The 21,553-nt window shown below is 50.9% G+C and carries 20 protein-coding genes; 9 read left to right on the top strand and 11 right to left on the bottom strand.

Translation table 11 applies throughout. The annotated features are described in order from the left end of the window. Positions 1-31: 31 nt before the first annotated feature. From IEY24_RS04905 to IEY24_RS04895, 3 genes are all read right to left on the bottom strand, one after another. A complete protein-coding gene (locus tag IEY24_RS04905) occupies positions 32-865 on the bottom strand; it encodes a DUF2306 domain-containing protein (protein ID WP_188929213.1) in 834 nt (277 codons plus the stop codon). Positions 866-949: 84 nt separating this feature from the next. Continuing rightward, positions 950-1,552 carry a Crp/Fnr family transcriptional regulator gene (locus tag IEY24_RS04900; RefSeq protein ID WP_188929211.1) on the bottom strand — a complete coding sequence of 201 codons (603 nt, stop codon included), beginning with the start codon at positions 1,550-1,552 and terminating at the stop codon, positions 950-952. 24 nt (positions 1,553-1,576) lie between these two features. Beyond that, positions 1,577-2,575, bottom strand: a complete 999-nt coding sequence (locus tag IEY24_RS04895) for a virulence RhuM family protein (RefSeq protein ID WP_188929209.1) — start codon at positions 2,573-2,575, stop codon at positions 1,577-1,579. A 241-nt stretch (positions 2,576-2,816) separates the two neighbouring features. On the opposite strand from IEY24_RS04895, the gene IEY24_RS04890 reads away from it, so the two are divergent. The 3 genes from IEY24_RS04890 to IEY24_RS04880 all read left to right on the top strand — a co-directional run bounded on the left by IEY24_RS04890 (position 2,817) and on the right by IEY24_RS04880 (position 5,779). Beyond that, positions 2,817-3,809, top strand: a complete 993-nt coding sequence (locus IEY24_RS04890; protein ID WP_188929207.1) for a TonB family protein — start codon at positions 2,817-2,819, stop codon at positions 3,807-3,809. A gap of 101 nt (positions 3,810-3,910) precedes the next feature. Further along, entirely contained in the window at positions 3,911-4,657 is a 747-nt protein-coding gene (locus IEY24_RS04885; protein ID WP_188929205.1) for an OmpA family protein, read from the top strand. A 132-nt stretch (positions 4,658-4,789) separates the two neighbouring features. After that, entirely contained in the window at positions 4,790-5,779 is a 990-nt protein-coding gene (locus tag IEY24_RS04880; protein ID WP_188929203.1) for a beta-ketoacyl-ACP synthase III, read from the top strand. Between the two features lie 66 nt (positions 5,780-5,845). On the opposite strand, the gene IEY24_RS04875 is transcribed toward IEY24_RS04880, so the two are convergent. Beyond that, positions 5,846-6,250: a LytR/AlgR family response regulator transcription factor gene (locus IEY24_RS04875; RefSeq protein WP_229221397.1), complete on the bottom strand. Its 405-nt coding sequence runs from the start codon at positions 6,248-6,250 to the stop codon at positions 5,846-5,848. Positions 6,251-6,332: 82 nt separating this feature from the next. On the opposite strand from IEY24_RS04875, the gene IEY24_RS32930 reads away from it, so the two are divergent. The 4 genes from IEY24_RS32930 (at position 6,333) to IEY24_RS04860 (ending at position 9,606) form a co-directional block, all read left to right on the top strand. Continuing rightward, a complete protein-coding gene (locus tag IEY24_RS32930) occupies positions 6,333-6,467 on the top strand; it encodes a hypothetical protein (RefSeq protein WP_262892319.1) in 135 nt (44 codons plus the stop codon). A 198-nt stretch (positions 6,468-6,665) separates the two neighbouring features. After that, a complete protein-coding gene (locus tag IEY24_RS04870) occupies positions 6,666-7,736 on the top strand; it encodes a sensor histidine kinase (protein ID WP_188929199.1) in 1,071 nt (356 codons plus the stop codon). Beyond that, positions 7,733-8,812, top strand: a complete 1,080-nt coding sequence (locus IEY24_RS04865) for a sensor histidine kinase (protein ID WP_188929197.1) — start codon at positions 7,733-7,735, stop codon at positions 8,810-8,812. The genes IEY24_RS04870 and IEY24_RS04865 overlap by 4 nt, the downstream gene beginning before the upstream one ends. Further along, positions 8,809-9,606, top strand: coding sequence for a LytR/AlgR family response regulator transcription factor (locus IEY24_RS04860; protein ID WP_188929195.1), 798 nt, complete (start codon positions 8,809-8,811; stop codon positions 9,604-9,606). The genes IEY24_RS04865 and IEY24_RS04860 overlap by 4 nt, the downstream gene beginning before the upstream one ends. A 6-nt stretch (positions 9,607-9,612) precedes the next feature. Here IEY24_RS04860 and IEY24_RS04855 read toward each other — a convergent pair whose 3' ends face one another. Then, positions 9,613-10,212 carry an RNA polymerase sigma factor gene (locus IEY24_RS04855; protein ID WP_188929193.1) on the bottom strand — a complete coding sequence of 200 codons (600 nt, stop codon included), beginning with the start codon at positions 10,210-10,212 and terminating at the stop codon, positions 9,613-9,615. Between the two features lie 265 nt (positions 10,213-10,477). On the opposite strand from IEY24_RS04855, the gene IEY24_RS04850 reads away from it, so the two are divergent. Together IEY24_RS04850 and IEY24_RS04845 are read left to right on the top strand one after the other, a co-directional pair. Further along, a complete protein-coding gene (locus tag IEY24_RS04850; RefSeq protein ID WP_229221394.1) occupies positions 10,478-11,587 on the top strand; it encodes a sensor histidine kinase in 1,110 nt (369 codons plus the stop codon). 12 nt (positions 11,588-11,599) lie between these two features. Beyond that, positions 11,600-12,328 (top strand): LytR/AlgR family response regulator transcription factor, encoded by a 729-nt coding sequence (locus IEY24_RS04845; RefSeq protein WP_188929191.1) that lies wholly within the window; start codon positions 11,600-11,602, stop codon positions 12,326-12,328. 6 nt (positions 12,329-12,334) lie between these two features. On the opposite strand, the gene IEY24_RS04840 is transcribed toward IEY24_RS04845, so the two are convergent. The 6 genes from IEY24_RS04840 to IEY24_RS04815 all read right to left on the bottom strand — a co-directional run bounded on the left by IEY24_RS04840 (position 12,335) and on the right by IEY24_RS04815 (position 21,314). Next, positions 12,335-13,288, bottom strand: coding sequence for a hypothetical protein (locus tag IEY24_RS04840; RefSeq protein ID WP_188929189.1), 954 nt, complete (start codon positions 13,286-13,288; stop codon positions 12,335-12,337). A 67-nt stretch (positions 13,289-13,355) separates the two neighbouring features. Then, the gene (locus IEY24_RS04835) at positions 13,356-14,492 is read right to left on the bottom strand and encodes a mannonate dehydratase (protein WP_188929187.1); all 1,137 of its coding nucleotides are present in this window, start codon (positions 14,490-14,492) and stop codon (positions 13,356-13,358) included. 9 nt (positions 14,493-14,501) lie between these two features. After that, positions 14,502-16,034 (bottom strand): SusD/RagB family nutrient-binding outer membrane lipoprotein, encoded by a 1,533-nt coding sequence (locus IEY24_RS04830; RefSeq protein ID WP_188929185.1) that lies wholly within the window; start codon positions 16,032-16,034, stop codon positions 14,502-14,504. Between the two features lie 19 nt (positions 16,035-16,053). Beyond that, complete coding sequence (locus tag IEY24_RS04825) at positions 16,054-19,506, bottom strand: SusC/RagA family TonB-linked outer membrane protein (protein WP_229221393.1); 3,453 nt, start codon at positions 19,504-19,506, stop codon at positions 16,054-16,056. A 31-nt stretch (positions 19,507-19,537) separates the two neighbouring features. Next, the gene (locus IEY24_RS04820; protein ID WP_188929183.1) at positions 19,538-20,584 is read right to left on the bottom strand and encodes a FecR family protein; all 1,047 of its coding nucleotides are present in this window, start codon (positions 20,582-20,584) and stop codon (positions 19,538-19,540) included. A gap of 52 nt (positions 20,585-20,636) precedes the next feature. After that, positions 20,637-21,314 carry an RNA polymerase sigma-70 factor gene (locus IEY24_RS04815; RefSeq protein ID WP_188929181.1) on the bottom strand — a complete coding sequence of 226 codons (678 nt, stop codon included), beginning with the start codon at positions 21,312-21,314 and terminating at the stop codon, positions 20,637-20,639. Positions 21,315-21,553 lie beyond the last annotated feature (239 nt).

Genomic DNA, 21,553 nt, shown 5'->3' with positions numbered 1-21,553 from the left:
ACAGATTCGGGATTAACGGCAAGAACAGAACCTACCCGATCCTGGGCAGCCACATCCCGGCTATCGCTCCAAAAACCCCGATAGCCATTAGCACGGCCACCATGAATATCAGCAGCGCGATGGCTGTTATTTCGACAGGCTTAATCGCTTTCCGCGCATAGAAATACAATTCGAGTAGCAGGAGCGACACCGGCAAGGCATAAACAAGTACCGCCAGCGCCGTAAGAAAAGGTCCGCTGAATGTCCGTTGGTCGAAACCAGCCGGGCCGCCGTTAATCACCAGCCAGCACATCAATCCAACTCTGAAAAACCATACGCCGCTTACCACCATAAACAACCGCATCGCCCATTTACGATGTTTTTCGAACTGGCCCGCACGTGCGCAACGCCACGCGAGCCATGCGAAAATGATGATGTAGACCGTCTGGATACTGATACTGACATGCTGCACGGTATCGCCGACAGCGCCGCGTGTCCATACCATAATGAAGCCGCCGGTGGCCACAATCACCGCCGTGGAGACGTAAACACGCCCAAGCCAGCGGTGAATCCGAGGAGCGGACCTCCGAAGGGATGCCAGCAGCTGTAACGGTCCGCCAACTACCAGGATAGCGGCCAGCAATACGTGCGTCCCCACAATGAGGTTTCCCTTCCAGTCCCCTTTCACATACCCATGCGGCAAAACCTCGTTCCAGCGTTCAAGCTCGCCTGAGGCTGTACTGGCGCCGTAAAATGCAATGATGTAGATACCGAATGCCCATTGGCCGATCGTGGTGACGATAAACCAAATGGTAACGGCCAGGTTGAGCAGTTTTTGAGGATATTTTGTCGTGGTGCCTGGAAGAAAGTCAATTTTCTCGGTCATGATATCGGACATTTAAGTTTGGCCAAACTTAAAGCCGGTCGTGGCCCGCGGCATTAGACATTTGTCCAATGCGGATAAGCGGTTCTATTCCTGTGTGGGAGTGTTGGACAGGCCGTCACTGCGTAAACGGCTCAAGTGCCGCTGGGTAATACCGAGATAGGAAGCGATGTATTTCAAAGGAACGTGCCGGTTGATGTTGGGATTTGCCCGAACAAACTTCGCGTAACGGGCTTCCGCGGTCAGGTTCGCCATATCGTTGATACGCTCCTTGTCCTTTTGTAAATGCTCCTGCAAAATGCGGATCGTGTAATCCTTCTGGGTGAGGCTGCTCACCGCCGTCTTTTCGGCAACATCCCGACTGATCCGCAAAAGCGCACAATCAGTGATGCAATGCAGGTTCTCATTCGAAACGGTCCGGTTCATAAAGTGAAAATAGGATGTAAAGAACCGGGGCCCGTCGTTCAGGTCCGTTGTGATCTCATTGTTATCCCCATCCAAATGGAAATTTCGCATATAGCCCGACACGATGAAGTTATGGTAACCAGGCACCTCTCCCGCTTTCTCTATCACTGTGTCTTTTGGAACAAATACCGGCCTGAATGACCTTCGTACGGACTCCCGGTCAACTTCGGGCAATGTAATGATGCGGGAAATATATTCGAAAAGCGTACTGTAATAATGATCCATGGTTATCTCAATTTGGAAAAGGCTTTACTTCCACTTTTTCAACTCCCGATCGAAGTCGCTTTCAAAATTGCTGTCCTGCCCGACACGAAATTTCTCGAATTGCTCTTCTGCCAGCCGCACGGCCACCTCGTGACTGACCTTACCGGCATCGTTCAGGATTTCGTACTCGTTAAACTGCAAAAATGCATCCAATTTACCAGCCCAATCCGCCATTTTCATAGGAATCTGCCTGGCGGCCTGGTTTTCTGCATAGTCCAGGTACATTGAAACAATGCGCTCCAATTCCTTTATTTCCGTTTCAATCAGATAGTTCTTGGCAATACCAATATCTGTTCTCTGGATTTTTCCATGCGGCGCGTTCCTGAATGTCTGCAAGCCCATGTTCGGCTTCTCTGAGTTTGCCCTTTCTGCAATAATGGCGGCCGCCGTCTTTCCGGAAATGGCATAATGCAACTTGTTCTGAATGATCTTGAAAAATTTTTGAGTGTCTGGTGAGTCTTTCACATAGTCGACGCTGCATTGTTCGAAAATATCGGTGATTTTGAGATAAAAACGCCGCTCACTCGCTCTGATTTCGCGGATGCGATCGAGCAGCTCGTCGAAATAGTCCTTTCCAAATCGTTTCCCTTGCTTCAATCGCTCTTCTTCGAGCACGAAACCTTTGACGATGAACTCCTTTAAAATCCTGGTCGCCCAAATGCGGAATTGCGTCGCCTGAAAGCTGTTTACGCGGTAACCTACGGCAATTACCGCATCTAAATTATAGAAATCAACTTCGCGCGTTACGTCCCGGTTGCCTTCCTTCTGAACTATCCGGATTTTCCGGATAGTTGCCTCCCGCTCCAATTCACCGGAGTTAAAAATGTTTCGAAGATGCTCGTTGATGGTACGAACATCCACCCCAAAAAGCTCAGCCAGCCGCTTCTGGTTCAGCCAGAATGTCTCATCATCAAAAATAACTTCAACCTTAACATTCCCAGCAGGTGAACTGTAAAAAATGATATCTCCTTGCAGATTTTCCATAGACAGAGTGCGTGGATAGCGTTGTTGATGGGTGATTTAATTACCAGGTCGCCGAATGTAAAATGTTTCTGCAAAATAAACCTATTCCAATGATCCACCGGCCAATCCGGGGATCGCGGATTTTATTTCAAAATTTTACACATTCTGCCTGCTTCTGCGTACCCTATATTTGAAATACAATCGTTTATGATCAAAAGGTATAATTGAGTGAATAATCGGCCTATTAAACATTAGGAAACTCATGCTGCGAAGAATATCTGAACCGCTTTTGCGAAAATACCTCATCCTCGCGCTATTGGCTGCCTTCATGAACCCGGCGCATGCCGCTCCCAAATATGTGGGTTCCGACAGCCTCGACGTCCGGTCCGCTTTTCTCCAAACAACCCGGATTATGGGTAAGATCATCGACGAATCGTCCCGGCCGGTAGTCAATGCTGCCGTACTGATCGCAGGTTCGGAGCGTGGTACAGTAACTAACCTGGCGGGCAGCTTTGAAATCGCGGACGCACCATTGAGCGGGACGCTTGTCATTAGGCACCCCGATTTTGAAATGCGTCAAATCCCTATCGTAAAGTCGGCCAGCGAGTATCTCATCTCATTGAAAACGCGGCCCCAGGCATTAGCTATGCGTATGAAAGCGCAGTCAAAAATTTTAAAGAAGGATGTGGAAGCAAACCAGGGAACCGAAAGCGGCCCTTCTATACGGCTCGACCGCTGGCCCTATTTCAGGGGCTTAACCAAATTTCTTGCCAACAACCTGAAATACCCCGAAGAAGCACTGGCATCGGGCGTTCAGGGACCAGTGCAGGTTTCCTTCCTGATCGATGATGAAGGCAATGTCAGCAGCGGCCGGATCATCAGAAGCCCCGGAATCGAACTGGACGAAGAGGCCCTTCGGCTCATACGCATCATGCCTAAATGGACGCCTGCACAGAAAGACGGAAGGCCGATCGCCGTTTGGTACACCATCAGCATTCAGTTTGACCCGGAACTGGATAAATTGCCGCTGAAAGTCAAGGAAGAAGTACCAAAGCTTTTCAGCAAGAAAATGAAACTGGAACCCTGGAAAGCGCCGGTCCTGATAAAGGATGAACTCGAAAAGCTTTTCCGAAACCGCAAAGTTAATTTGTCGGCCCACGAACCGCCGCAGACAAAACTGTCGGTATATGGCTATGGCGTCAGTCCTGCCTCCATGTATGCCCCCCTGCGACCCAATTTCGGTCTCCGGCCCTGAGAAAAAATGCCTGATATTGCATTATATAAATAACCTTTATATATTTATGTAAACGATTTCCTGTTTGTAAAAAACAATTGTTCAACCTAACCGGAGCTTGAATGAAAACTTTTACAATCGCTTTGCTTTTAGCCATCGCAGGTTTTTCCGCGCGCGCCCAGCAGAGCACCGACATGGCCATGAACCGGGACAAAATTATCCCTCAGCGTACCCGAATCGCTGTACGCGTTCTCGACAAATATACCCTGCAGCCCATTCAAGCCACGATTATGGTAGTGGGGCAGCGTCCCGAAGACCTGGTCGTCCCTATCTACGAGGACGGCATTTACCAGTTTAAAATGTCGGCCAGGGACATGGGCGTTATCTCGATCCACGCCAACGGCTATCAAACGCTTTCGGAGGTCATTGCAGCCCGTAGCCTTCGTCCAACGAAGATTTTTTATTTAACACCGATAGAAAACGGCAATTCGGGCAAAACAGCGGCCGTTGCCACGTCCGAACTGGACTTGAAGGAAGAGATCGAAACCATACTGCTCTTCACTCAAAGCGAGCCCGACTTGTTGCCGGAGAGCAATTATGAACTGGAAATCCTGGCCGATTATCTTGTCCGGAACACTGCTCCCCGGATCGAGCTTTCGGGACATACCGACGACGTTGGCGATCCCCGCAAAAACTTGCTGCTTTCTTTTGATCGCGTGGACGAGGTCAAAAAGTACCTGGTATCGAGGCGAATAGAGAATACCCGCATTCGGGGAAAAGCTTTTGGCAGCGGCCTCCCCGTAGCACCGAATGATTGCGAAGCAAACCGCAGGCTCAACCGGCGTGTCGAAATACGCATTGTCCCTTAAAATATTCTTCCCAAATTAACTTCCCAAAAAATCCATTGAAAGGTGGAGAAATGAGCACTTTTGTAGTGCATATTTGTTGTTCAGGGCAAGAGAATCCCCAAACAGCGAAATTTACCAGTATTAAAATCGAATATGAAACAAGTAAAAGCCTCCATTTCAGGCATCGAAGGATATGTACCCGACTATATTCTGACAAATGCCGAATTGGAGACACTCGTTGATACCAGCGACGAATGGATCGTGAGCAGGACCGGCATTAAGGAACGCCGCATCCTGAAAGAACCCGGACTCGGAAGCTCGCACATGGGTGCGAGAGCCGTAAAGGGCCTCCTCGAAAAGACCAACACCGATCCCGCTGAAATAGACCTCCTCATTTGCGCAACCATTACTCCCGACTTCGTTTTCCCAAGTACCGCCAACCTGATCTGCGACCAGCTGGGCATCCGCAACATCGGTAGCTTCGATGTGAATGCAGCGTGCTCGGGCTTCATTTACGGCCTCGAACTCGGTGCGCAGTTCATCGAAACCGGCAAATACAAAAAAGTTGTCGTGGTGGGTACAGATAAAATGTCGGCTGTGATGGATTATACCGACCGTCGTACGTGCATTCTTTTCGGCGATGGTGCCGGTGCCGTGCTGCTGGAACCTAATACCGAAGGCTACGGTGTGATCGATACGCTCATCCGCTCCGACGGGGAGGGTTACGACCGCCTGGTGCAACGGGGCGGAGGAAGCCGCTTCCCGGCAAGCCACGAAACTGTCGACGCCCGCTTGCATTTCCTGCACCAGGATGGCCAGCAGGTATTCAAATCGGCAGTTCGCAATATGGCCGACGTTTCAGCGGAAATGATGGAAAGAAACCAGCTTAGCCATGACGATGTCGCCTGGCTCGTCCCGCACCAGGCCAACCGCCGCATTATAGAGGCGACTGCCAACCGCATGGGCGTAGGAATGGACAAGGTAATGATGAATATCGCCCATTACGGAAATACCACCGCCGCGACGATCCCGCTTTGCCTGTGGGATTATGAGAAACAGCTCAAAAAGGGTGATAACCTGATATTTTCCGCATTCGGCGCCGGTTTCACCTGGGCTTCGGCTTATGTAAAATGGGCTTACTGACAAAAATCCGTCAGGAATTATGAAGGACCATAACTCCTGACGGACAACAACTCGAACATCGGTCCACTACGCCGACAACGCCATTCTCCCTAATATCTCGTGCGTCTCGCGGATGCGCCTGCGGGCGATAGGGATCACCTTGCCGCAGCTGAGGTGAATGTAATCGGGCCACCGCGATGCGATGTGGCGTGCGTTGATGCTGTATGATTTGTGAATGCGTAAAAAATCGCTGCTAAGTTCTTCCTGTACTTCTTTCAGACATTTCGAAACCAGGTGCTTTTCATGCCGGGTGTATACAAATGTGTAGTTACCGACGCCTTCCAGACAAGTGATATCGCTGGATTTAACGGAGAGCGCTTTCCCAAACTTGTAAACTGTGATCGTGGGGACGTTTTTGACTTCGCCGATAGCGCCCGACGGAGCGCCGCCCGACGGCACGCCGCCCGACGGCATGATGGAAAGGTTTTTCATGGGTGAAAGAACAGGTTGATTTTTCATGGATTGGTTTGGCAATTGGTTATTTACTTTCATGGCTAAAATTTTGATGGATTTCATGGCTAACAGACCACTTGCATTCTGCGCGAAAGGCTGCCGCGTGTCGTTCGGAACCCGGGGCGCGGAGCCTGGCTGCGATACAAATATGGTAGAACTACAAGCCCTGGGAAACAGCGACCCGGGTGAATTGTAACTTTTACCCCATGAATACGCCAAATTGGGGGGTAAACTGAAACAGCCGTTTACGCAACCGAAAACACCTTTTGCAGGTTTAAATCACATTAGCCGCAATTTTGCGACGATTAGGTCCGGAAATACGACGTTTAACCCTACCCGGTTTCCGATTGGACCGTACCCGCTTTATTTTTGTATGAAATGAAAATGCGTGTAAATGATCCTTGAAAGTTACCTGGCAAAAATCGGCCTAAAGCAGGTGAGCCTCACCTCATCGGCACTGATACTATCCGCAGCTACATTGCTGGCCGGTCTGGGGCTTTGGCAGGAGCGCTACTTTGCAGATACCCGTCTGTTCCTCGCCGGAAGCATCGTCAATATCGGTGTAATAGGGGCTGCATACAGGATTGATACCGCACTTTCGCCTAAGATTACCAAACTCCTGCCCGATACCAATCAGTCCATTTACCGCGTAGCGCTGTGGTTCGGGGTTTATGGGGTTGTGAATGTGGCCTTTTTCTGGGTTGCATTGCCTGTGTATCAACAAATTGGCCTGACCGGCGCGGGCTTCGACCTGTTCTGGGCGCTGCGCGTTAGTTTCTTCATTTTAAGCGGCTCGCTCATCGGGGCCGGGCTTAGTGAGCTGGCCTATGCGTTCAGGCAGTGGCGAACCAACCAGACCGAGGTCGAACAAATGCAGGAAAAACAGTTGCAGACCGAACTGGAAGCCGTCAAACAGCAGGTTAACCCCCATTTTCTTTTCAATTGCCTCAACTCACTTTCAGTGCTGATTGCGGATGCACCGGCAACTGCCGAAAAATTCGTGGATGAAATGTCGAAGGTGTACCGTTACCAGCTGAGTGTGAATGGCCCCGATAAAGAAAATATTCTGGTGACGCTCGATTCGGAGCTTCGCTTTGTCAAATCTTACATTTACCTGCTCGAAACACGGTTCGAAAGCGGGGTACGCATTACACTCAACGTCGGCGAGGTATTCCTTTGCGGGCAAATGGTGCCGCTGACCTTCCAGATACTGATCGACCACGCGATCCATTACAATATGGTATCCCCCACCCGCCCGCTGCATATCAGCATCGCTACGACGGAGACAGGTCAGCTGGAATTCCGGCACAACCGCCAGCCGAAGGTGATCACAATGCCGCTCGAAACACCGGGGGTCCATGTTTTGATAAACAGGTATAAATTCCTTTTCAACCGCGCAGGTGCCGTCCATTTGAAAGAAAGCGAACACGAATTTTCGATCATCCTGCCTTTGATATTCATATGACCCCTACCCTTATATATAGTGGAATCGGCCGACAAATCTGGCTGAGCCTTTTCGGCAGGTGGATTTTCGCATTGCTGGTGCCCTGGTTTGTGCCCACGATCAGTTATCTGCTTATCGGAGACCCTTATTTGAGCAGCATTTACAACTTCACAGGCGGAACGCTGATGATCTTCCTGATGACGATCATCGCATTCGTCCCGCATGACTGGGCGGCGCGGTACATCGCTCAAAAATACCCGTCCTTCGATTCATCGGTCAAACGAAGCGCGCTTACGGCCCTTGCATTCTGGACCCTGACATTCGCTTTCGTGACCGCTTACATGCTCTTTATCATGCATTTCAGGCCATTTGAAGCCCAGCTCGACGCCCGGATGATGCTCAACGTCTATCTATTCGAGTTTGTGGCGGTGCTTTTGCTGACAGGCCTTTATGAAATCAATTATTCATCAAATGAATGGAAAGCCCTGCAAATCAACAAGGAGGCTATCAAACGTGCCGGAATGCAGGGACAGTTGCAGAGCCTGAAAAGTCAGGTTAACCCACATTTCTTGTTCAACAGCCTGAACACGCTTTCCGCATTAATCGCCGACGAGCCTAAGCGCGCCGAGCAGTTTGTTGATGAAATGGCCAGAGTCTACCGCTACCTGCTTCAAACAAACCAGAACGAGTTGACTACGCTTTCCGCTGAAATGCACTTTGTCCGTTCCTATTACCACCTGTTGCGCACACGTTACGATACCGGCTTCGATCTCGTGATCGAGGTGAATGAGAAAGATCTTGATAAAAAAATACCCCCGCTTACGTTGCAGCTGCTGCTGGAAAACGCTGTCAAGCATAACAGTATCCTGGAATCCAATCCGTTACGCGTATCAATCCGTTCAGTTGGGGAAGATTTGCTCGAAATCAGTAACAATCGCCTGAACAAATCGACGCCCGTCAGATCGACGCGCCTGGGGCTGGCCAACATCATGGCCAAATACGAGCTACTCTCCGATCGTATGCCTGTGATTGACGACAGTGGGCATTTTTTCAAAGTTACCCTGCCGCTGATCACCCTGAAAACCACAAATGCATGAATATATTAATTGTAGAGGATGAAAAACTGGCCGTGCGCAAGCTGACCAAATTACTGGAAGAAACCGCGCCGGAGTTCGAAGTGCGCGGCATTACGCCGAGCATTGCCGCCACCGTGGAATGGATCACCGAAAACCGCACGAGCGGCCAGCCGGAGCCGGACATTATTTTCCTGGATATAGAGCTCGCCGATGGTCAGAGCTTCGAGATATTCAACAGGGTCCGGATCAAAAGCACGGTGATTTTCACCACTTCCTACGACGAATATGCTTTACAGGCATTCAAAGTCAACAGCATCGACTACTTGCTGAAACCGGTTCAGCAGGAGGACCTCCAACGCGCCGTCCGTAAATATTATGACCTTACCGCCGCAGGCAAAGCGGTCCCGGCAGCATCGCCGCAGGTCAACCTGGAAGCCATTTTAAAAAGCCTGCATTTGCAATCGCCGGTGCCCGAATACCGCAAAAGGTTCCTGGTCAAACAGGGGGCGCGCCTGCTATCGATCGAGACTTCTGAAATAGCCTATTTCTATATCGACAACGGGTTGACCTTTTTCAAAAACCATCAGGGACAGAAGTTTGTAGTGGATTACAAAATGGATGAATTGGAGGAATTCCTCGACCCGGAGCGCTTTTTCCGGGTCAACCGGGCTTTGATCGTGACGCACCAGGCCGTAGTGCAAATGCAGCCCTACTATAATCACCGCCTCGCGCTCACACTGCATCCGGCGCTGGACAAGGAAACAATCGTCAGTCGCGAACGTGCCCACGATTTCAAAGTCTGGATGGGTAAATAGGGGCCTTTAAAACGACAGCATCGCATACTGGCCGGCGAGCTCGGGGTAATGCGCGGTGACCGCCTCTTGCAATTGCGCCCTTGCACGTGCGTACTGCGAGCGGACGGTAGCCTCGTTGATTTCGAGCATTGCAGCGATTTCCTTGTGACTGTATCCGTCTACGGCGTACATGAGGAATACCGTTTTGTAGATCGGTTTCAGCTCGTGAATAAGCTGCATAATTTCACCTGCGGTAATGGCCGAAACAGCGTCGTCGGCAATGCCTGGCTCGGGGATTTCATCGAAAGCCGCCCGCGCAGCGTAATGCTTTTTGTTTCTTCTGAAATAGCTGATTGCATTGTTGACCATCACCGTCCGCAACCACGCCTTGAACGGCTGCTGGGGGTCATATCTTTCCAGGTTATTGAAAACCTTGAAAAAACCTTCATTGAGCACTTCCTCGGCCTCTTCCGGCGAATAGGTATACCTAAGGCAAATGCTTTTGGCATAACCAAAGTACTTTTTAAACAAAATATGCTGTGCCTGACTGTTGCCCGCAATGCACGCCGCAATCACCGAGCGAAAGTCGTTCGGATCAAAAATGATTTTATTCAGGAATTTGAGCATACATTCTTGCTTTTCAATGGATCATTCAGCGGGTCTCTCTGTTGCTTCCGGGACTGCCCGTCCGGAACAACACAATACAAAGAGAATCGATGTGAACCGCGAATAAAAGCCGGATGGACGGAGAGCCTGAAAGTGTAGCTGAATGGCCCGTTTTAGCCGATAAACCGGCCGGTAATCTCGGCATTTCCGCAACCGCGACGACCTGTCGTCAAAGAGTGCCCGTTTAACCGGCAAAAACCTCGATACGTCGAAACAACGACCCGGCGTGAACAAATACCGCTATTTCCCTGCTATTTTTACACCGATGACCAGAGAAAACACAAAAGGCGGCGTAGTGGTCGCGATGCATTTGCTTGCGTGGGCTTTGCTCGGCTTTGTGCTCGTGTTTTACCAGCCATTGTCTTGGAGCGTGAGTCTGCCTGCCGTATTTTGGGTAAAACAATTCCTGAACTTCGGGCTGCTGGCAGCGCTGTTCTATTTCAACGCGCATTACCTGGTACCACGTTACCTGCTGGAAAACAGGATTTTCGTGTTCATTCTTTGGGTCGTTGCATTGGTCATATTAATGCTGGTAGTGAGCAAACTGGCTGATCAGCAACTGGAAATACGCCGGCATATGGAACACATAATGCCACGCCCGAGGCATCGCGGTGGGCCGAAGCCGCGGCATCTGATCGACGGGATTCTATTGATGACTACGCTTCTCGTAATAGGTGTGAGTACGAGCATGGCTGTGATCCAGCGCTGGCAGGCGGATGCACGTTTGCGCGACACCGTTGAAAAGCAGAATATTACCTCCGAGCTGGCGCTGTTGAAGGCACAAATCAACCCGCATTTCTTTTTCAATACTCTCAATAATATATACGCGCTGTCTTACACCAACGTCGAGGAGTCGCGCGAGGCGACGCTCACGCTCTCACGTATGATGCGCTATCTGCTCTACGAAACGCAACAGGACGTGGCCCCGCTCAGCCGCGAGTTCGCATTTATCGACGATTACATAGAGCTCATGAAACTGCGCGTGCAAAGCAGCAGCAATGTGCAGTACACCCGCGACGAGCCGGTCCCCGACTACCCCATCGCGCCGATGCTGCTGCTCCCATTCATCGAAAATGCATTCAAGCACGGCATAAATGCCTCGCAGCAATCCGAAATCGGGATTAATGCCGGGTTATCGAACGGTGAATTAAAGCTTCACGTAGAAAACCATATTTTCCCCGTACAAAACGTGGCGGGTGTGGAAAGCGGCGGGATAGGCCTCGCCAATACACGCCGACGCCTCGACCTGTTGTACCCCGGGAAACACCGGCTGGAAATCCAAACCGACGAAAGCGCGAATACTTACACCGTAGACCTGACCATCAACCTGGCGTAAACCTAACCCAATATGACCCTGAATTGCATTACCGTTGACGATGAACCGCTCGCATTGGGCCTTGTGAGCTCATTTGTGGAGCAAACGCCGTTTTTGCATTTGCACGGCAGGTACATCAATGCACTGGACGCGCTGCAAGTAATTACAAAGGAAAACATCCATCTGGTTTACCTGGATATTCAAATGCCTGAACTAACCGGTATGGAATTGGCAAAAGTGCTCAGCCAGAACCCGGATACTAAAACGCGGATCGTGTTCACGACGGCCTACAACCAGTTTGCGGTGCAGGGCTATGAGGTCGATGCACTGGGTTATTTGCTCAAACCATTCGGTTATAACCAGTTCCTGGCGACGGCCATGAAGGGTAAAAAATACTTCGAAAATCTTCGCGAGGGATCCAGCGAGCCGGAACTGGATTCGAGCGAAAACTATCTGTTCGTCAAATCGGATTACAAGCTGGTGCGGATTGATTTCGATTCGATCCTTTTCATCGAATCGTTCAAGGATTATGTCAAAATCCACCAGGCTGTTGGCAGCCCGGTGATTTCGCACAGCAGTCTCAAGGCCATTGAGGAAAAGCTGCCCTCAGCTAAATTCATCCGCATTCACCGGTCGTTCATAGTGGCCGTCGGCAAAGTGGATTCCATCAGCAAAAGTGCCGTACACATCGGCAGCGTGGACATTCCGGTCGGCGATCTTTACAAGGATGCATTCAAGGAGCTTTTGGTGAAGTGGCAATAATGCATTTCAGAACTTGCGTGTAAAACTCAACGCCACGCCCGATTTTCCGTTCGCCTCCGGGAAGCTGCGCAAATCCCAGGCTGCGCGTTTTTCGATTGCTTTTTTGTTGGAGACAATGTTCCAGATGCTCATTCCGACTGTGAGTGACCCGAGGGCCATATTCACCATCGAAACGCCGCGCTGTGAACTGCTGCCGTAACCCGTAGTGCGCAGCATTCCGCCGCCGTCTATTTTCTTTTTGAACCCAATTATGCCCAAAGTGATCTGGCCTGTGCCTCCTATGATGCCGAGCGCGGGAGCACCTCCACGCATTGATCCTGTGGCGATTTGAATGCCGTTCACGGTCGTAGAGGCGACGTTCACGCCCATCAGCAACGTTGAGGAAATGGCATATGCCGGTTTCACATTATTAACATTTTGAGCGCCTCCCGGCGAGTATTGCGGCTGAATCATTGCGCATTCTTCCTTGCTCAACCCGCTTTCCGCGATCCATTCGTCTACTTTGACGTCCTTCATTTCAAATATCGTCGCGTATTTGTGGCGGCTGTTAATATCCTCCGCTGCCGCCCTTCCGGCTGTTTGTTCGACCAGATAACCCACGGCGCAAATGGTGCCGTTCTGATCGATGAAGCAAGGTTTACGTTCCTTAAGTTCATAGTTTTTCGGAAAAACTCCGGCAGTCCGGTATTCATGCAAAAGATCGAGCATATGCAATCGTTTACTACGCATTTCGACCGACAATTTTGACACATCGCGCATTCTCAATTCTTTTTCCGCATATTCAAGATGTGCGGCAATGCGGAGGTTATCGTCGGTATCGGCATCCGGAGCGGTTCCGTATTTTTTCTCGAAACTAATGTCGCCAATGATCGGGTTGATGGTCCCTTTCGTGCTACGGCGCTCTATACACACGAATAGAAATAAAAGTATTGCAAAAACGGTGGTAACAAATGTTTTCATGGCTGCGATATTTAGTGGTAGTCACATTTCGCAGGTATTGACAGATTTTGGGGTGGTTAGCGTTGCATTAATGCGTGAATTTTGAATGCGCCTTGGCTACCGACTCTACCAACCCGCGCATATAACCTATTGCGAACAATGCGCCGTAGTTGCTGTAACCGGCGTGTTCGTTGCTGTCGCCTACTACGGTAGGCACGTGGTCCGGACGCATCGGGCCGCGGAACCCTACCTCATAATAGGTTTTCATGGCTTCGTACATGTCGGTTTTACCGTCGTCGTGGAAGGTTTCTTCAAAGTTATTTTTATTGCCACGGACGTCGCGAAAATGTACGAAGTGGATCTTTTTGCGGCTACCGAAGTACTTGATCACCGAGGGAATATCCTCGCCCATGGTCGCGAACGTGCCCTGGCATAACGTAATACCGTTACTCGGGCTGGGTACGATTTCGATGAGCCGTTTGAACGCATTGGCGGAGGTCATAATCCTTGGTATGCCCTGGATTTTATCCACCGGCGGGTCGTCGGGGTGTAACGCAAGCTTCACGCCCACTTTTTCGGCTTCCGGCACCACAGCTTTGAGGAAGTATTCGAGGTTCTTCCACATCGTTTCGTGGGTAAAGTCGCCGTATTTGGTAAGCGGTTTGTCCTTCACGTCCTCATAGTCGAACGTGCTTACGAGCGCCCCTCCGCGTGAGGGCTTGTCAAGTTTGGTCCTTGCCCAGCTGATGACCGGCATCCAGTTGTAGCAAACCGTATCGATTCCGGCTTTCGAAAGGTTTTGGATAAACTTAATAAAAGTCTCTATTTCCTCGTCTTTGCCGTCGAGCCCCAGCTTGGTTTTTTCGTATAATGACGGCGGCCCTTCGATAACCCGATAAGTGATCCCTTCCTTTTTCCAGAAATCGCGCACAGCCACAATAGCCTCATATTCCCAGTTTTTGATGTTGGTAAGGCCGACGCTCTGGGGATTGATCCCTCCTACCGCGCCCAGCACATTCATTTGCTTCGAAAGCGCGATGCGGTTCGGATCGATGCCGAAAAAGTGTGCGAGGCAGAACTGCATGCCGCCATCCTGCGCATATGCCGCCGCCCGGGCCGTTGTAACGGCAGCGGCGTGTGCTCCCAATCCCACGAGTGAGCTCGAAAGCGCGGCAGAGGCCGCTACCGCGCCGTTTCTGATAAAGTTCCTGCGTGAATTTTCCATCTTGTGCGATTATTTGTCCCACCAGATACGCGTCATGAACACATCGGGCCCCTGCCTGTCGATCGCCGTTTTGAAGTTCGGGTTAATGCCCTCTTCGCTAAGCGGGTAACGCAGTCGACGCGGTATCTGGCCATTGGTGTCGTTGCCCAGGTAATTGACAGGCGTCAGCACCGGATAACCCGTTCTGCGCCAGTTGGCATAGCCTTCGATATGGTTAAAAGTGCTGGCCGACAGCAAATATACCTCCGTGTGGATCGCATTCATTTTTGCGGCGAGCGTTCCTGCTTCCGGATACGGGTTTTTGGTCGCATAGGCGGTGATATCCGCAGGGGAAATAGTCGCATTCGCCCACGACATCTGTGCCAATGCGGCCGATTGCCCTTCCTGGAATGCAGCCTTTGCATTGCCGGTAGCCCACCCACGTTCTATCGCCTCCGCTTTGAGCAGCTGCGCTTCGGCGTAGCTCATGTAAATCCACGGCAGTGCGATACCGATCACGCCTGTTGCGGGACGGGAATAGTTATCGAGGTTCTTTTCGTCCAATGCGGAAAGGGCAGTCGCATCGGTGGCGTTGGGCAGGCCACGTTGCTTCGCTACGCTGTTGTCCCCTCCTTTGATCATCGAAATAACGGACAGACGTGGGTCCTGACGCTCTTTCATCATATCGATCAGCGTCTTGGCCCATTGTACGCCCGCATTGGGGATATTGGTTACATTGGAGCCGCTTGGGCCGAGTATCCATGAGTTCGGGTTAGAGTTGATCTCCGCGCCGGTGTTGGCGAATTTCACGGCAATGGTTTCTGTATTTCCCGTAATCAGTCCACCGTCGATCGCCTTTCTCGCCCAAAGCTGCGCACTGGCCGGATCTGCCTTTTGAATGCGCATCGCGAGACGCAGCATGAGCGTGTTCGCTGCGCGTTTCCATTTGTCGAGGTCGCCGCCGTAGATATAGTCCGCCGCTTTGGGAGTGTATTGCGCTGCATCAAATGCCTTACCGGCCTCTTCGAGTTCTTTCAGCATATCCATGTAAATGGCCTGCTGCGCATCGTATTTTGGTGAAAAATTGCCGTCGATAAAGCCTTTTCCTGCCTCAAAATACGGGATGTCCCCATACAAGTCGGTCGTGCGCGAGAATTCCATGACCTTGATAATGCGCGCCATCGAGAGCACATTCACGTTCTTGGGGTCCTGCTTGGCCACCTCGATCAGGTTTACCATGCTTTTGACGGCAAAGGTGTAGGAGTTATCGAAAAACGCGGAGTTGATCTCGCCCAGAAACGTATAAAAACTGCCTTTGTAAAATGTCGCATCGATGGACGACATCTGCTGTATCAGGCAAGCCGCATATCCGAAGTTCGCGCGCCATGCCTTAGATGCCGGGCCGCTGGCCGAGCCTGTCAGCAGCAGTTGAGACTGCCCGAGCAGGTAGTCTACCGGCACATTGCTTGGTGCGTTCGGGTTCACATTTATTTTCTCAAAATCCTTGGTACAAGCGCCCGCACCGGCGATTAATGCAAGACATATGGTTAATTTTTTAAGCATGATTTCTCTTTTTGAAGGATCAGAATTTCAGGTTCAGGTTAACACCATAAGAGCGCGTCGGCGGCGTGCCGGCAAACTCCACGCCCTGTGCATTGCCGTTATTATAGGTCGCTTCCGGATCAATCACCGGCACTTTTTTCATGAGTACCGCCAGGTTGCGCCCCACAATGGAAACCGACGCGCCCTTGAATGGCAGCTTGCCCAGAAAACGGCCGGGAATGGTGTATTGCAGGATGATCTGACGTAGTTTGATAAAATCCGATTTGTAAACAAACGGCGTGGCAATAGCCGAGTACCAGTTGCTGTAATAGGCTTGCGCGGGCGCCTTAGCGGTATTTGGCTCACCCGCCTCCGTAACACCTTCGCCGGTCACGCCCCCTTCGCGGCCGACCAATGTAGCCTCGTGCAAACCAAAACGATAGGCCAGTGCATTCGTCCCCGAATAAATGTAGCCTCCGAATTTACCATCCACGAGCACGCTCAAACTAATGCCTTTGTAATTGAACGTGTTGTTCAAGCCCAATGTGTAAGGCGACACGCCCGAGCCGAAAGTCTTGATATTACCCGCCATGGCCAACCCCTGGGAGTTGTACACGACATTACCGTTCGCATCGCGTTTGAAATCGTAACCTTTGATCTGGCTGTAAGGTTTGCCCACGTCCTGGTGGATGAACGCCGAACCCGGCCGTGATTGATCCACACGCAGCGTTTGCAGGTCGTCGTACAGGCTCAGCACCTCGCTGGCATTGTAACCCATATTGAAAGAGGCATCCCAGGTGAACTGCTTGCCGTTCACAATGGTAGCGCCCAGCAAAAGTTCGACACCCCGATTGCGGATCGCACCTACGTTGAACAATGCACTCGTGTAACCAGATGTTTCTGAAATAGTGGCGCTTACTATATCGTCGGTCGTTTTACGATCGTAAACTGCGAGATCTACATTAAGAATATTATTGAACAATTTAGCCTCTAAACCCAATTCAGACACAGTGGAAGTTAGCGGCTGCAAACCGCCGTTTGGTACACGTGTACCGTTGATCTGCGCCAATGCAGAACCCAAGTGCGCGCCGCTGAGCGAGTAATACAGCGACAAGTTGTAAGGGTCCGTATCGCCTCCCGCCTGCGCCCACGATCCGCGAAATTTGAGGTAATTGATCACCGAAGGCATCTTCAAAGCTTCCGAAGCCACAAAACTCACACCGAACGACGGATAGAAAATGCTGTTTTTGCCTTTCGCAAGCGTCGAAAACCAATCGTTGCGTGCCGTGGCCGTTACGAAAAGATAGTTGTTGTACGAAAACTCCGCCGAGCCGTAAACCGAGTTAATGCGTTTCTCAATGTAAGCTTCGGTAACCGTGCGCGCCGCCGGATCGATATTGGAAACGTCGTAGAAGAACGGGATATTAAAGCTGTTGTTGGCCGAAACCTCGTTGAGGTTGGTCACCTGCTTCATCATATTACCGCCGAAAAGACCATTGAATGCAAACTTCTCGCCAATTTTCCGGTTGATGCCTACCAAAAGCTCCTTGTTGGTTTCGGTAAATTCGCGCAGCGACGACGTGTAGCTTCCCCTCAGTACATAACCTGTTCCGTAAGGCTCGATACTTTTGTAGCGGTAATTGAAATTGTCAAAACCAATGCGGCCCTTCACGTACAGCCAGTCGTTAACCGTGTATTTGGGTTCGAAAGAAGCGATTACACGCTTTTTGTTGTCATCTTGCTGGTACTGCCCTGTCGCGAAATAAGGGTTTTGAGTGTATTGATTATCCGACCAAACCTTTTCATTCCCATTCGCATCGAACTGGGCGTTTTTGAGCACATCCACATCGAGAGACGTCGGAAGCACGTACATCGCAAAGTTGGTGTTCCCCGGCGAGTCGTTTACGCGGGGCCGGTTATGGTTTTTCTCGATAATGTATTTCGCATTTGCTACGAACGAAATCCGTTTGCCGAGGTTACCATTTGTATTCAATGCGAAATTGTTCCGGCGAAGGGTATTGTTTGGCAGCACGCCCTTGTTGTTCAGGTCGTTCATCGAAAGACGATAGGTTACCTTTTCGGTAGCGCCAGTCAATGCGATGGAGTTGGTAAATGTAGTTCCGACATCGTAAAACTTGCGCAAATTGTCCTTAGCTGCCACGTACGGGCGCTGCGTGCCGTCGTAGTTCATCGAATTGCTGCCATCCAGGCGACCACCCCAGCTGTTTCGCGTGGCGGTTTCGGCCACGGTTGTAGGTTTCACACCGTTGCTGCCCAGGCCGTATTCATATTGATAATCTTTGTATGATTTGAACAACAGATCCTCGGCCAAGAAGTTACTGTTCACCTCCACACCGATGCCCTTATCGGCTTTCCCGCCCTTGGTTGTCACCAAAATAGCGCCGTTGGAAGCCCGGGAGCCGTACAATGCGGCTGCGGTAGCACCTTTCAACACGCTGATGCTCTCAATTTCATCGGGATTTAAACTGGAAATACCGTCACCACGGTCGGAACCGGTCCAGGAGCCTTCGCGGTTGGCACCAATGGCGACCGAACCGAGGTTATCATTATTAATAGGAATACCGTCTACGATGATCAACGGCTGGTTATTGCCCGAAATAGAGCCATTACCCCTGATCACTATACGCGACGAGCCGCTTGGGCCTGTGGCAGTGCTGGAAATGTTCAGACCGGCCACTTTACCCACGAGGCTGTTCGCAATGTTGGTCGATCGCGCCTGCGTAAGGTCTTCGCCCTTTACCTCGGAAATGGCGTAACCCAATGCCTTCTTCTCCTTTTTGATCCCCAGGGCAGTTACTACCACTTCGTCCAGGGTTTGGGTCTCAACCGCCATTTTTACATCCAGTACCGAGCGCTGGCCAACGGTTAGCTCCTGTTTCTTAAAGCCGATTGAAGTAAAAACGAGCACCGATTCAGCGGAAGGCACATCGAGCTCATACCTCCCATTCACGTCCGTATTGGTACCGTTAATAGTACCCTTCACCAGCACGTTCACGCCGGGAAGACCGTCCCCGCCGGCATCCGTTACGGTACCGCTTACCTTGATTTCCGCTACCAACGCGCGGTTTCCAGCCAATACCTGCATTTCCCCTACCGATGGCCTGCCGCCGATAGCCGAAGTCTCGATCCTCCTCGGCAAAATCATGTAGGCGTTCTTCCGGACTTTCTTCAAAGTCAGGTTTGTCGATTTCAGCAATGCCTCCATGTTCTTTTCTGCCGACACGTTTTTGTCGAACACAAAATCCGGGACAGTAATGCCACTCATTTGGCTCTCTTCGAAGAGAATATCGGCATTATAATATTTTTTGAGTTGCAAAAGCACGTCGAGCAACTTCACCTGGTTGGTGGTCTGTTCCGGCGGGAGCATGCGGTTTTTATGCGCGTTGAAGGCCAGCACCTGGGCGTCCAAAGGCGGCGCCGCGGTTAGCATCAGGCCACAGCAAACAAATGACAGTAATGATCTTTGTTTCATACGGGGATCTGGATAGGGATATAAAAGGTCTTTATTTCTGCAAAATCAGGTATGCCTCGCCGTCACGCGCCAGGCGGAAATTGAACAGCTCGGAAAGCAACGACAGCAGCTCCTCCCCGCTCTCGGGCTGGAATGTGCCGCTCACGGTACGGTTAGCAAAACGGTTGTCTTTGATCTCCACTTTGATACCGTAATGCTCTTGCAACTGGCTGGCCACTTCCGACAGGGGTGTTTTGTCGAAAATAAAGCGGTTACCCGTCCAGGCAGTCAGTTTCTGAGTATCGGCGTTAGGTTTTACGACGGGCTTTTTCGCCGATTTCTCCATTGTAACCAGGTCGCCCGGCTTCATCACCAGCTCTTTTCTCTGTTGGCCCTCAGAAAACAGCACGTGTACCTTGCCCTTTTTCAGCAAAACCTTTCCGCCTTTCTGCCGCGTGTACACCGAAAACTCCGTGCCCAGCACCATAACCTCGAAACTATCGTCGGTTTTAACCATAAACCGCTTGTTATCGATGGTGTGGGTTACATTAAAAAACGCCTCTCCATTTAGTTTCACTTCGCGGGTGTCTTCTCCAAAACCAAACCGCGGGACCTGCATCGAGGTGTTGGCATTTAGTATGACTTTCGTGCCGTCAGACAGCTCAACCGAACGTGTCTCGCCAAAATCAGTCGCGTAGGTTTTGTACAGAATCTGGTCGCGGCCTATCCAGGCCGACATACCAAGCACAAGCACAGATGCCGCGGCTATCAACCAGTTGCGACGGCCCGTCCGGTCCGCCTTCACATCCGCGAGCTGAACCTCTTCCCCCACATTCGATGGTCCGACAGTTCGTGGTCCGACAGTTCGTGGTCCGACAGTTCGGTTTTCGCGCATGTAGCGCACATAAGCTTCGTAGCGTTCCTCGCCGTCAGGCAGGAACTGCGGCGACTGTGACTGCCATTCGGCGAGCCATTGGAAGTACAATTCCTGGTTTTCGGCATGGGTCAGCCATCCGGCGATCAGCCGTTTTTGCGCCGGGCTTGCATGGCCGGCGAAATATTGGAACAGGAGTGCTTTGTTTACTGACAATGTGTTCATATCAGTGTTTTTAAATATCGAATTGTGTTAAGGATGTTTCAGAAGTGAATGCTCAGCTAAAAACCGACGCGAGGGCGAGCAACCACGACCAATGGCCTTGCAAGCCCTGCCGTAATGCGCTCAATGCCTTGCTGATATGCCCTTCGACCGTCCGGCTCGACAGGTTCATCTCCGTGGCGATCTCTTGTATCTTTTTATTTTCGAAACGGTTGAGCATGAATACCTTCTGGCATTGCGGTGGCAGCTGCGCCACGAGGTAATCGATACGGCCCGCCAGCTCTTCGAAATACATCAACGCCTCCGGCCGCTCGGACGAGGCGACGTCGTAATGCGGCATCAGCTCGAATGAATCGGTGTTTTTGAGCTCGCTGGCGAGGAAGTTATAAGCCCGGTTTTGCACCGACTTGAAAAGATAAGCCCGGTAAGACGACTTCACGGATTCGTACGACCGGTTTTTCCAGAAAGCATAAAACATCTCCGAAACCAGGTCCGCAGCGGCGTCTTTGGAATACAAAAATCGCACCGCATAGGAACACAACGGACTGTAATACAGCCTAAAAAGCAATGCACAGCCCTCCTCGGGGCTTTGCTCGAATGTCTTACGGATAAAAAGCTCGCGGTCGTCGGCGACCCGGTCGTCCGCGACCCGGCCTCCCTCCTTTTGTTCCTCCCCGCTTGTTTCCCAGGAAGCCCCTTTCTCATTATACTCCGAACCCGGCGATGAAAGCATTGGTAAACTTTAAATACAAATGGGTATACTGCTAAAACAGGCTTTTAGTAATAAGACAGGAAAGGCAGGGAGGACACGCGGTCAATTGATCTATTATTTTAAAAAATTGCACTATTCGATACCTTTTGTGTCGGAGCGACGGAATTTGATTGGCGTGATTGCCAGTATTTTATAATGTCTGATTTACTGATTGGGATAACCGAAAAAAATGCAGATTTTTTCGGGGTAATGCAAAACGA

This window comes from Dyadobacter endophyticus (assembly GCF_014641595.1).
GTDB lineage: Bacteria > Bacteroidota > Bacteroidia > Cytophagales > Spirosomataceae > Dyadobacter > Dyadobacter endophyticus.
The sequence above is the reverse complement of the archived record's forward strand: the minus strand, read 5'-3'. Positions and strand labels throughout refer to the sequence as shown.